Consider the following 13283-nt stretch of genomic DNA (forward strand, 5'->3'; position numbering starts at 1 on the left):
GTTATAATTCAAATTTTCATCGTCAATATTAATTTTTCATCCGTCATATATCATCTATTGACGGATGAAAAATATTTTATGATACAAAATATTGTGAAAAGCATCCAAATCTTCATAACTTCCATCAATAATATAGCAATCTCATCCGACGAGATGACATAAATATAGGATAGGTAAAAATACTATTTTGTATGTGCTTCTGATTAAACTGTTCAAGCTTCTGTGTATCATTATCCATATTTTCATGAATTCATCTCTAATTGCTTTAATGCTGATTTAATTTCAGAAATGACACTATCATCAATTGAAGTAGCACGCTTTTCGATAATTTCTTCAGATATATTTTTATTCTTCTCATCAATATGTGTTTCTAATGCTCCGATACCATTTTCGATTTCAGTTATTATATAGCTTTCATATTTAAGGAGTACTTGATTGATTACCGTCATGGATTGCTCATGTATATTTTCAAATAGCTCATTTCTTGAATTCATATTCTTAAGCTGCTTTTCCTTTACTACTGGAAATACGAGTTGTTCTATTTCATTGACAATGGGATTCAGCTTCATTTGATTTAATTTCAAAATAAATGAGTCAAATACTATATCTTCTGCAATCTCATATTCTATAAGGGCTGCCTTCGTGAGAGAAGTTTCGTCTCTATAACTCTGGATCGCAGCTTTATTGATTCTCGGTACAATGAACTGAAATTCATTAAGTAGTTTACTTTCTACAGATGCTTTAAAACTTTTTTCGATCATATTCAATTTTTGAGAAGTATTTACTTCTGACTTGATAACATCATAAAGCTGGATCTTCATCTTATCACGTAAGTAACTTACCTGTTCATGCAGTAGTTGTTTTATATCACTTAATACTCTACTAACTATATTCCATTCTAATGGCGGCTCTTTCTGCCACACATCATACTGTAAATTTCTTCTATTTTGCTTTGCAATATACGCTTTATAATCATCTCTCATAAATTGCGCACTTCGAACGATACGCGATGCATTGCTATTAAACTGATGTATCTTTTGAATTTTACTCGTAGAATCTACGAAATGTTCAATTGCTTCAGCAAACACGTTAAAACGTTCATCATAACCACCTAATGCTTGTTTACTAGAAACTGAATAAATCCTATCTTCAATGTTCAGCTGGTCGAGTTCAGTTCTTAAATAATCCTCTACTGCAACTAGTTCTTCGTCATTTTTTCTTAAGTCCACTGCATTGATAACAAAGAAATTTTCACTCGCTTCATTCATTACTTCAATTTCATTTAAGTAAGATAGAAATGCTTTGTCCTTCTCTGTGAACACGTGATTATAATATGAAACATATATGAGTAAATCGCTATCCGCAATAATCTCTGTCGTTTCCATCGTATGTCTGCTATTCGTACTTCCTGTTCCAGGTGAATCTATAATAACCTTGTTTTTAAGGAAATCATTTTCTAGACCTATTTTTATACGATTGACGAACGCTGCGTGCTCATCTTGTGCCGTATATTTATCAATCTCATTTTTATCTATTTCAATCGTCTGTCCATTTGATAAGTATGCTTTATAGTGATGATATTGTTTGATCACACCAGATGCGAAGCTTTTATCTTCATCAGAAAAATCATTTATCTTGTTTTTATTTTTTTCTATCCATGACTCAATGGTATTCATATTTTCACTTACTGAACATGATATCCCATTAAGCTTGTTAAGCAGCATATCTTCTGTCTTAAATGTTACAAAATGCTGTTGACCATAATACAGTTCGGTAATACTTGCTGTTGTAGGATTCGGAGAAGAAATTAAGATTCTTTCCTGTAACAACGCATTGATGAGGGCACTTTTACCCGCACTAAATGCTCCGAATACAACTATTTTAGTTTCATCATTGTGAATTCTATCAAGCTGTGCTTCTAGCTTACGCATATCTGATTTAAAATAGTCAACCGTTTTAAAGGTTTCATAGACTTCAATATTCAGTGAATCTTGTCTACCTTTTCTATCATTAATAATGCTCTGCTTGTTCACCACTTCATCAGTTTCATTAATAGACAATGTTACATACCTTCTATCTATTAATTTATCGATAGATTCTTCCAGATGAATATAGTAATGCATATAATTTTTAGTAGTGACTGACTCCATTAACTTTTCATTATTTAGATAATCATCAAATAGGATGCTTTTATCTGAAGTATGATTTGTAGTATTTAATTTAGACATATTTATACTTTTTATGAACTTTTCAAGCCAGACTTTTTGTTGCTGCACAATCTTTTTCTCTATGAATGTCTTTAATTGTTCAGAATAGATTAGAATATATTCTTTTGTAACTTCCGGCTGTGGTTTGCTCAGCGCTTTAACATCCTCTTTTGTAATATGATAGTAAATATCATCAAGTAACGCTGGTTGTTCACTATATTTCATATACTGTTCATAATAATTTTTTAGTTGGAAATTAATCTGTTTATCCAGTAGATCATTAAGCATTTCGATGACACTATCTATTTTTTCGTTTTGAATACTCTCAAGCTTTGCCTGTTTATTGAAGAATCCACCTACTTTATAGTTTGTAGCAAAGGTCTCAAGCATCGCACCTATCTTTTCCCTCAGTTCAAAAGGGATTAAATAAGCATTCTTAACAATGTTCCGTACTTCTTTTAATAATTGTTCCGTACGATTATCCTGCATCAATAGTTGCTGCTCACTGTTCAGACTCTGCTGTATATGAAGCTCATCTAGGGCATGAGATATGTCTGCTTCATCTACCTCGAGCTGTTCTAATAGCCTATCTTTTCTTTGATTTAGATAGTTTATCTGTGCGCGTTCAATATAATCGATGATTCTATTGTAGAAATCTCTATCTGCAGTTAACTCATTTACTTGCTGATTGAGTTGTTCCTTTAATTGATCAAACTGATTATGTTCAGAAGCGTAGATTGAAGTATAATAAATAGCTTCAACGTTTAAGTTCCACATCTTAATATTTTGTTCTACTTTTTCTTTGAATGCCGTAAAGAGTATTTCATTTTCATCATGTTTATCAATCTGATTAATCAAGAGAACAACTGGAACTCCCAGTTCATTCATCATCTTAATCTGGCTGAAGTTCTTTTCTGCGTTCACATGATTATATTCCACCGTATAAAAAACGATGTCACTGATGAGTAGATATTTCATTGTGCTCTGCTCGTGATTTTTGAACGTTGCATCAATACCTGGTGTATCCTGAATTACTGTACCTTCTGGGAATGCAAGGTTTTGTTTATGAATCTCTACCGATTCTATATCTGTATTCAATGTATTCACCTTTTTAACAGTGGCATAGCTTTCGACGTCACTGTATGTCTGGTTGTCCATATTTATTCTTATTAGATCTATGTTATCTCTAATAATTTGAGCGGTATTACTCGTTGTCGGAATCGGAGAACTAGGTAAAATATCCTCATCACATATCTTGTTAATCAAAGATGATTTCCCTGAAGAAAAATGACCTATAAAACTTAATACAATATAATCTGAATAAACTTTTTTTATCACTTCATTGATTTGATTCAATAATAAAGTGTTGTCTGACTTTTCCACTTCTTTTTTCAGTTGATATAATCGTTTGATCTGCTCTTTATTATCCATGTTCTACCTCATTACCTCTTTATTTGTGAAAAATATAACGAAATATCCAAAAGTGTGATATTTATCACATTAATAAACCAGTTACTCTATTATTATAAAGAAAGAAAAGCTATTAAGAAAGGATGTTCAATGTGAATGATGATAAAAATTTGAATCAAACTAAAGATCCAATTCAAGTCAATGAAGACGTTCATCATGATTTAGATTTGCGTGGAACAATGGCTGCTGTACTTGCTTTAGGAGCAATATTTGTTATCACTTGGTTTGCAATTTTTGTACTATTTATAGAACGAATTTAGGAGGGGAATACATTGCATAAGTTTGAAAAAATCTGGCTTGGTCTAGGTATGGGCTCATTAATTTTATTTTTAGGGATTATTTTTGTTTCTGCATTACATAATGGTCATGAGCCTATCGCAAGCGGCCGTGAATTTATTGCGCCGGAGCTTATTGATAAAGATGAAGTATTTAGTAACCCAGGATTACATAAAGTTGAAGGAAAAGACTGGGATTACGAACTTGTGTTTGTTGTTTCAGCATTTAACTACAACCCAGGTAAAGTTGAAATTCCAAAAGGATCAAAAGTAAAAATTATAGCAACAAGTAGAGATGTTGTACATGGCTTTGAAATTGCACAGACAAATGTCAATATGATGATTGAACCAGGTCACATTTCTAAATTTATAAAAACTTTTGATAAAAAAGGTGAATATCTGTTACTTTGTAATGAATACTGTGGCACAGGTCACGCAGATATGAAATCAAACATTAAGGTGGTTGATCAATAATGAGCGAATATAAATTGGATAGTGGGACTTTTGATGAACGTGCTTCGTTCAGAAATCATCATAGAGAAGAAATGGAAAATCGAGTTGAAATGTCCAAACCAGATGGTAAGTTGATTATGGCTCATATGTATGTTGCGATAGTTTGTTTAATCATCGGTGGATTGGCAGGATTAGTTCAGACTTTAGTCCGCTCTGGAACTTTAGAGTTACCCGCTGGTATTGGATATTATCAGATTCTTACGGTACATGGGATCATTCTCGCATTAGTTTTGACTACATTCTTTATCATGGGATTCCAGACTGCTGCAGTCATTCGTACTTGCGGAAAGCTTAGTCCATTACAACGTAAGCTTGTGTGGATCGGTTTTTGGGTAATGCTAATCGGTACTGCAATGGCAGCAACAATGGTTCTACTTAATAAAGCAACTGTGTTATATACTTTCTATGCTCCACTTAAAGCGCATGTTATCTTCTATGTAGGTATGGCATTAGTTATTGTTGGTTCATGGATTTCTGCAGCTGGACAAATTATGCGTTACGCACAATGGAAAAAAGAACATAAAGGCCAAAAATCACCTCTTTTATCTTACATGGTAGTAATTAACAATGTCATGTGGATTGTATGTTCAATAGGTGTTGCTTCTACAGTATTATTCCAGATGATTCCATGGTCTCTAGGATTAGTTGAGCGCATCGATGTTTCACTTAGTCGTACGTTATTCTGGTACTTCGGTCATGCATTAGTATATTTCTGGTTACTGCCAGCCTATATGTCATGGTATGCAGTAGTACCAAAGATTATAGGTGCTAAAGCATTCAGTGATAATCTTGCGCGTATGAGCTTTATGTTATTCTTGTTCTTCTCAATTCCTGTTGGTATTCACCACCAGTTAACTGAACCAGGAATTGACGTTACATGGAAATATGTACAGGTCGTATTAACATTTATGGTCGTTATTCCTTCTTTAATGACTGCATTCAGTCTCTTTGCTACATTTGAAGCATATGGACGAAATAAAGGTGCTAAAGGCTTATTTGGATGGATTAAAACATTACCATGGAACGATGCACGTTTCGTGTTGCCGTTTATCGGAATGGCCGCATTCATTCCTGGTGGTGCCGGTGGATTAGTTAATGCTTCTGCTCAAATGGACCAGGTAGTACATAATACAATCTGGATTACAGGTCACTTCCATTTAACAGTTGCAACAGCAGTCATTTTAACGTTCTTTGGAACAATGTACTGGTTAATACCACATGCTACTGGCCGTGTTATGACAAAAGCAATGAATAAACTCGCTATCGCACAAGGTGTGCTATGGGCAATCGGTATGTCAATTATGTCTGGTGCAATGCACTACATCGGATTATTCGGTGCACCACGTCGTTCAACATATTCTGAATATGGCGGCTCTAAAATAGCAGCAGAATGGATTCCATATCAAGTAATTCAGGCGATTGGTGGAACAATTCTTTTCGTATCCATTATCTTAGTTGTTATCGTATTTATACAGCTTGCATTCTTTGCACCAAAAGGATACGAAGCATTCCCTGTGTCAGAGGCAATGGATGAACATGCACCAGTTTATAAATTCGTTGAAAACTGGAAGTTCTTGCTTGTTGTAACGATTGCATTAATTTTAGTTGCTTACACAGTACCTATTGGTCAAATGTTTATGGATCCACCACCGGGTGCAGCTGGTATGGGTGAAGGCAAACTCTGGTAATAAAAACCATCAAGCATACGCTTGATGGTTTTTATTTTTAATTTAATTATTCTTCACTATTAATCTCATCTATAATTTCTTTAATAGATCTGAAACTCTCTATTTTTAATGCAAAGTCAAAAGTATTGTTAATTACCATCAATTCATCAAATTGATATGTTTGATACAATCTATTAATCTCATTCTTAACTTCATCTTTTCTACCGATATAATATCGTCCTCTGTTCTTGTCAATGATACGTTTGTCCTGATCACTATAGTGCATTTTATTAACCTGCTCAATAGAAGGAATGACTGTATCTCTTCCTTTAGAGACATTTAATAGCCAATGGTCCAAAATACGTCTGTGCATCTCTTTTTCTGCATCATCTTTCACAACGATGATAAAGGAACAAAATATTGTATAGGAGCGCTGCATAAATGCATTAGGAACAAATTCTCGCTGATAAATTTTAATTGCACTCTCTTGATATTTATCACTGATAAAATTCCCGAACACAAAACCAATACCTAATTTTGCTGCCCTTTTAGCACCATTATCAGTCAGCCCTAACGTAAATACCTCAGGATGTGTTTCTATTCTCGGTCCTGCTTTAACACTTCGATAATGGTGTTCTAAAGGCAAAGTGTTACGCAAAAAACCTAAAAATTCTTCTAGCATTCTATCATAATCTCTCACCTTACTTTGGGCACCATCTGTTAAAGCTTGTCTCGTGATTTCACTCCCGCCAGGAGAGTTCCCTAGGCCAATCGTCACTCGACCAGGAAACATTGCTTCTAATAAATTTGCATTTTCAGCTACCTTATAAGGACTATATTGTGGCAGAAGGATGCCTGCAGAACCTATATTAATTGAAGACGTTATCGATAATAATCTCGTCATAAGAATTTCTGGTGCATGACTGATTAAACCAGTCGTATTATGATGTTCAGCAACAAAATAGCGATCATATTTTATTTCTTCAGCAAATTGAACAAGTTCTATCGTTTGCATCAATGCATCCATCGGCGTTTCGCCTCGTGACATCGGTACTTGATCTAATATACTTAATTTCATATAATTTCACCTGCTATTCAATATATTTATCATAAATATAAACCCACACAAAACATAAATTTATACTTTGTGTGGGTAACTTGAACATTTTTACGTATTGCTTTCAAATCCTTTTATCTCTCGCCCCAATATTGATAATAGGTACATTCAATATATCCATTGAACAACTTGCGGCGTTTTGTCGCCTTCTTACCTACTAATACTTCAAATGTCTTCAAACTAGTTAATATATACAACGACCATTTAGGATTCTTTTCGATCAGTTCCCCTAGATAACTGTACATCGCTTCTACCTCTGCTCTTTCACCGATACGCTCTCCATAAGGTGGATTACCTACTATTGCACCTTTCTCACCATTTAAAGTAAGGTCATGGACATTCATCTGCTTGAATTCAATAATATCTCCAAACCCTACTTCAATCGCATTGTTACGGGCAATTTCAACCATATTCGGATCTATATCACTTGCTGTAATCGATATTTCTTTATCATATTCAGCAACTTCTTCTGCTTTAACTCGCTCTTCATCATACATACCTTCAGGAATGATATCCCAGTCCTCACTTACGAAGTCACGATTGAATCCAGGTGCGATATTTTGAGCGATCATTGCAGCTTCTATCGCAATGGTACCTGAACCACAGAATGGATCGATAAATGGTGTTTCCCCTTTCCAGTTAGATAATAATACAAGTGCGGCCGCCAAAGTTTCTTTCATCGGCGCTTCACCTTGAGCAAGACGATATCCGCGTTTATGCAGACCTGCTCCTGATGTATCGATTGTCAGCAATACTTCATCCTTTAAAATTGCGACCTCTACTTTGTATAAAGCACCACTTTCTGAAAGCCATCCTTGCTTGTTATGTGCTTTTTTCAAACGCTCGACAATCGCTTTTTTTACAATCGCCTGACAATCAGGCACGCTAAATAGCTTGGATTTAAGACTACGGCCCTGCACAGGAAACTGTCCATTTTCAGAAATGAAATTTTCCCACGGAATATCCTTCGTCTTATCGAAAAGCTGTTCAAATGTCGTGGCATAAAAACGTCCTACTACTAACTTCACTCTATCCGCACTTCTGAGCCAAAGGTTAGATTTTACAATTGCACGTGCATCACCTTGATATAGTACTCTACCATTTTCAGTCATTGTTTCATATCCTAATGCCTGAACCTCTTTCGCTGCGACAGCTTCCATTCCCATAGGGGTTGTTGCTAATAATTGATACATAATCTACTCCTTGTTTACATAATATTTTTATTGTGTTTTTATTGTAAATTTGATTCACTTCATTTTACCATTGATGTATGCAATAAAAAAAGCCCTCCATATTGGAGAGCTTAAACTAGAAAGATATCTCTATAAGCCATGTTCTGTCCCATAGTACTGCTAGCGAGCCTAGTTACTCTCGTACGCCGGTGATAATCATCTGTCTGTACTTTCATACCTCTTCTATACGTTCATTTCCGCTAGAAAAGTGCTCCTACCAAATTTGGATTGCTCACTCGAGGGGTTTACCGCGTTCCACCTTCTTTATTTCTAAAGAAGCTACGTCACTGTGGCACTTTCAAACTACTAAAACCATATCATAGACTTAGGTTCGTTCGTTGCCGTCAAATTAATGCCCTGGCTTATTGTTTCACCAGGCACGATCACTACAGCCATCTCAGGCATGTGTGAGCATGGACTTTCCTCTATAAATAAATATAGCGATTATCCGAGATATCTTTAATAATTCTATTTATTATAGCATGACTCTATTGATTTCACCATACTATTTACCAAAGACTGCTTTCTCTAAATTAGATATTCTCTTTAATAGATCAAAATTATTTGTAGTAGATACAGTGTTCTCGCTTCTACCAGTAGCAAGTCTCATTCTTAAGTCTTCAATTTCACGTTTTAATTTAACATTCTCATCATTTAATTTTAGAAGCTGCTGATTCATATCTGCCATCTTCTGATAATCTTCAATGACATCATCCAGAAAACTGTCCACGTCTTCTGGCTTAAATCCTCTGAACGCGGTACGTTCAAATTCTTTTTCGTATATATCCTTTGCTGATAATTTCAATGTAATATCCGCCATATGCTCACTCCTAATATTCTTTTGCTCTCATATATTCATTTACAAAATCTGATAAATCCTCCAACGTCACAACATCAATATTATATTGATTTTCTGCCGCAAAATCAATCAGTGTCTGCTTGAAAAATTTTGGGCTAGCCTCATGTTCATCATCATAGAAAAGAATTGTACCTTCAGTGTTATCAAGCACAAACTGATCTGTATTCCTAAATTGAAATCCACCTCTATAGACATCGTTGTGTGCAGAGGTTATAAAATCAGCACGCGCACAAATCTGATTGTAATAAAGCTGGTTCTCTTCATTCCATTTGCTATGATGCTCCAGAAACGGTGTGATGATACTCAATTTAACATCATACATTTTCTTTAGACGAATAACAACTTCAGCTGCCCATAGTTCAACACCGAGCTGACCTTCTATGATGACCCATTCCAATCCATTTTCGATATATTCTTTAAGTTTCTGCTGAAGAAATAATTTAATGTAACGCACTTCAGGCTGCTTGTTATTAAATATATTGAGTTCGTATGGTTTATAACCCGTTATATAGATAGATTTCATGTATTTATCATTCGATTCAAATAATGGAGTTCATGTTTTACAGCCTTAAACTGATCAATAAAAACTTTCTTACTCGTCTTACTAAAGAAACAACTTACAGATAATTCTTTAATATGGGCAACCATTAGCTGATATTTCTTTTCATTCATTAAAGGTAGACTGATGACTTGTACTTTATAATTTTCAAGCATAGAAAGATGCTTATCAACTTTTTCTGTAAAAGGTTGAACATCCATAACAAAATTAAATTGCTGCCCATCTTTAGAAGCTTTAAAATAATGCTCTATTCTAATGATATCATTCATTAAACTTTCAATACATTGTTGTAACATTTAATGGCTCCTCATCAGTTTTATGATACACTCATTGTATATTATATTTATTATCTTCACAAATAGGATGAATCTATATGGTCAATTACCCAAATGGCAAGCGAAATACGTCTAAAGCACTAGTTACAACAGCAAATAATCATAGTAAAATAGAATATGGAAAAAGAGGAATGCGTTTTGAAGAAGCAATCGACCATGCCAATCAATATTATTTGAAGCAGGATATCGCAGTTATCCATAAGAAACCAACGCCGATACAGATTGTTGATGTAGATTATCCAAAACGTTCTCGGGCCGTAATAAAAGAAGCATATTTCAGAAAAGCCTCTACAACTGATTACAATGGTATTTATAGAGGTAAATATATTGACTTTGAAGCAAAAGCAACGCAAAATAAAACTAGTTTTCCGTTAAATAATATACATGAACATCAAGTAGAGCATATGCAGCAGGTTTCAAAACATGGCGCTATATGTTTTATATTATTTTATTTTTCATTTCATGAAGAAGTTTTCTTGCTTCCAATCGAACCATTTTTAAAGTATTGGGACCTGTATAAGAATGAGAAGAAGAAATCCATCCCTATGAATGACATAAAAAAATACGGTTATCATGTGGAAAAAAAATATCAGCCTAGAATCGACTATTTAAAAGTTATAGATCACATATATTTTAATGAATAAATCGAGAGTGAGGAAATTTTAATGGCTAGAAAGAAGACACGTAATATAAAAAAGTTAATTCTACAAATTGCAGGCGGCATATTTCTTATACTTGCTGCACTTTTTATTTGTGGGATGCTTCTTTTCCTATATTATGCATACAAAGCACCAAAGTTTAATGAAGCATCGCTTCGTGATCAGCTTCCTACAAAAATTTACGACAAGGATGATAACTTAGTCACCGTTCTACAAATGGGACAAAAACGAGAACAGGTCAAGTTTAAAGACATTCCTGACCAAGTAAAGAATGCTGTACTCGCAACTGAAGACAATCGTTTTTATGAGCATGGTGCTATCGATTTCAAAAGGTTATCTGGTGCAATATTTAAAAACGTCTCCGGAGGTTTCGGGTCACAGGGTGCGTCTACTTTAACACAGCAAGTTGTTAAACGATCCTTTCTGACAGACAAAAAATCTATCGAAAGAAAAGCTCAGGAAGCGTATCTTTCCTACAGATTAGAACAAGAATACAGTAAAGATGAAATATTTGAAATGTACCTTAATAAAATTTATTATTCTGATGGTATCTACGGCGTAAAAACAGCTGCAAAATATTATTTTAATAAAGATTTAAATCAGCTTTCACTCGCTGAATCAGCATATCTTGCCGGTCTACCTCAGATTCCTAACACCTATAATATATATGATAATCCAGAGGCTGCTGAAAAGCGCAAGGATACTGTTCTATATTTGATGAACCGTCATGGAAGAATAACAAAGGCTGAAATGGAAGATGCACAAAATATAGACCTTTCGCAAACTTTAGTGCAGCGTACAGCCGCACAAAGACAGAACCTTGAAGAAAATGATCCGGATTATGCATCTTATATTAACGTGATAAAACAAGAAATTAAGAAGAATAAAGAATTTGAGGGTAAAGATTTACAAGATATATTAACAAGTGGTTTATCTATCTATACTACCATGGATAATAATGTGCAATTATCACTTCAGAATAACACTGATAACATGAACATCTACAAGAATAAATATCAACAGGCTGCTTCTTCTATCGTTGATACGAAAACAGGTGCCCTGATTGCAATTAGTGGCGGAAGAAACTATACAGATGTTGTCGATAGAAATTTAGCTACAGATGTACATCCAGTTGGTTCAACAATTAAACCGTTTTTAAGCTATGGACCTATAATCGAGAACGAACAATGGTCAACAGGACACAGAATTCAGGATGAAGCTGAATATGATATTCACGGCATTAAATTTAAGAACTATGACTCTCAGAATCATGGTAATGTTACAATGAGAGATGCAATAAGACGAAGTTTAAATATACCCGCATTAAAGATATTCCAGGCGGTACAGTCTGAGGCAGGAAATGACGCCTCATATAAATTCGCAAAGAATTTAGGATTAAATTATCCATCTAACGATCTCGGTCCTTCAGAGGCACTAGGGGGATCATCTTCGGAGTTTACTCCTTTACAGATGGCCAGTGCATATGCTGCGTTCGGTAATGGCGGAACATATAATGAATCTCATGCGATTCGAAAGATTGAAACGCAAGATAATGAAACTATAAAATTTGATTTTAATTCTAGAAAAGCAATGGAAGATTATACAGCATATATGATTACTGATATGTTAAAAGGGACATTTGAACCATATGGTACGGCTTACGGTAGTCAGATCCCTGGTTTAAATCTTGCTGCGAAGACAGGAACAGGAACTTATGGCGATGAAACTTACGAAAAATACAATTTACCTGATAGTGCAGCAAAAGATGTTTGGATTGTAGGGTATTCACCACAATATACGATGTCTGTATGGATGGGCTTCACACAAATGGCACAATATGGTGAGAATTCTTTTGTAGGTCCTGAAGAACAATCGCTCCCAAAAGAACTTTTCAGACAAGTTATGAGTGAAATCAGTCCAATTGATGGTCAAGATTTTGAAATGCCTTCTTCTGTGGAGAAATATGGTGGCTTTCTACAAGTTAAAGGACAATCAGATAATGGATATACAAGTAATGTAAAACCAAATAATACAAATGATGCTGTTCGGGATAATTCTCGGGCAGCTTCTACAAATACTTATCAAAATGACACGAACTATAATACGACAGGTGAACCCAACACAACTGAAGCTCGTACAGTAGAAAGCATGACGACTGAACGTCCGACAACTGAACGTGCAACGACCGAACGTGCAACGACTGAACGCCCGACAACTGAACGCCCGACTACACAAGAAGCAGCAACTGAGCGTCCGACTGCACAACCCGCTACGACTGAGCGAGCAACAACCGAACCGGCAACGCAACCGGCAACAACTGAACGTGCAACACAGCCTGCTACAAGTGAACCGTAATTAAAAACGAATATATTTATACATTTAAGCCCTTA

11 protein-coding genes and 1 other RNA gene are annotated in these 13283 nt (G+C 35.0%); 5 read left to right on the forward strand and 7 right to left on the reverse strand.

The genetic code is table 11. The annotated features are described in order from the left end of the window. Positions 1 to 242: 242 nt before the first annotated feature. Positions 243 to 3638 carry a dynamin family protein gene (locus QA539_RS05640; RefSeq protein WP_419894936.1) on the reverse strand — a complete coding sequence of 1132 codons (3396 nt, stop codon included), beginning with the start codon at positions 3636 to 3638 and terminating at the stop codon, positions 243 to 245. Positions 3639 to 3760: 122 nt separating this feature from the next. On the opposite strand from QA539_RS05640, the gene QA539_RS05645 reads away from it, so the two are divergent. From QA539_RS05645 to QA539_RS05655, 3 genes are all read left to right on the forward strand, one after another. Continuing rightward, on the forward strand, positions 3761 to 3937 hold the full coding sequence (locus QA539_RS05645) for a cytochrome c oxidase subunit 2A (protein ID WP_419894937.1): 177 nt from the start codon (positions 3761 to 3763) through the stop codon (positions 3935 to 3937). 12 nt (positions 3938 to 3949) lie between these two features. After that, the gene (locus QA539_RS05650; protein ID WP_198479482.1) at positions 3950 to 4426 is read left to right on the forward strand and encodes a cytochrome B5; all 477 of its coding nucleotides are present in this window, start codon (positions 3950 to 3952) and stop codon (positions 4424 to 4426) included. A 71-nt stretch (positions 4427 to 4497) separates the two neighbouring features. Then, complete coding sequence (locus QA539_RS05655) at positions 4498 to 6153, forward strand: b(o/a)3-type cytochrome-c oxidase subunit 1 (protein WP_101140911.1); 1656 nt, start codon at positions 4498 to 4500, stop codon at positions 6151 to 6153. A gap of 46 nt (positions 6154 to 6199) precedes the next feature. Here the strand turns inward: QA539_RS05655 and QA539_RS05660 are convergent, their stop codons facing one another. From QA539_RS05660 to QA539_RS05685, 6 genes are all read right to left on the reverse strand, one after another. Further along, positions 6200 to 7210, reverse strand: a complete 1011-nt coding sequence (locus tag QA539_RS05660) for an MsnO8 family LLM class oxidoreductase (RefSeq protein ID WP_419894938.1) — start codon at positions 7208 to 7210, stop codon at positions 6200 to 6202. A 113-nt stretch (positions 7211 to 7323) separates the two neighbouring features. Beyond that, positions 7324 to 8442 (reverse strand): THUMP domain-containing class I SAM-dependent RNA methyltransferase, encoded by a 1119-nt coding sequence (locus QA539_RS05665; protein ID WP_219491728.1) that lies wholly within the window; start codon positions 8440 to 8442, stop codon positions 7324 to 7326. A gap of 127 nt (positions 8443 to 8569) precedes the next feature. Then, positions 8570 to 8937, reverse strand: an RNA gene (rnpB, locus tag QA539_RS05670) — RNase P RNA component class B. Positions 8938 to 8986: 49 nt separating this feature from the next. Continuing rightward, on the reverse strand, positions 8987 to 9301 hold the full coding sequence (gene gpsB / locus QA539_RS05675; protein WP_219491731.1) for a cell division regulator GpsB: 315 nt from the start codon (positions 9299 to 9301) through the stop codon (positions 8987 to 8989). A gap of 10 nt (positions 9302 to 9311) precedes the next feature. Then, on the reverse strand, positions 9312 to 9863 hold the full coding sequence (locus tag QA539_RS05680; RefSeq protein WP_419894939.1) for a DUF1273 domain-containing protein: 552 nt from the start codon (positions 9861 to 9863) through the stop codon (positions 9312 to 9314). Beyond that, on the reverse strand, positions 9860 to 10195 hold the full coding sequence (locus QA539_RS05685) for a DUF1798 family protein (protein ID WP_099483547.1): 336 nt from the start codon (positions 10193 to 10195) through the stop codon (positions 9860 to 9862). The genes QA539_RS05680 and QA539_RS05685 overlap by 4 nt, the downstream gene beginning before the upstream one ends. Positions 10196 to 10272: 77 nt before the next feature. Here QA539_RS05685 and recU point away from each other — a divergent pair, with 77 nt between their 5' ends. Then, positions 10273 to 10878, forward strand: coding sequence for a Holliday junction resolvase RecU (gene recU / locus QA539_RS05690; protein WP_283722133.1), 606 nt, complete (start codon positions 10273 to 10275; stop codon positions 10876 to 10878). 21 nt (positions 10879 to 10899) lie between these two features. Next, the gene (locus QA539_RS05695; protein WP_419894940.1) at positions 10900 to 13248 is read left to right on the forward strand and encodes a transglycosylase domain-containing protein; all 2349 of its coding nucleotides are present in this window, start codon (positions 10900 to 10902) and stop codon (positions 13246 to 13248) included. Positions 13249 to 13283 lie beyond the last annotated feature (35 nt).

This window comes from Macrococcus psychrotolerans (genome assembly GCF_038095555.1).
GTDB lineage: Bacteria > Bacillota > Bacilli > Staphylococcales > Staphylococcaceae > Macrococcoides > Macrococcoides psychrotolerans.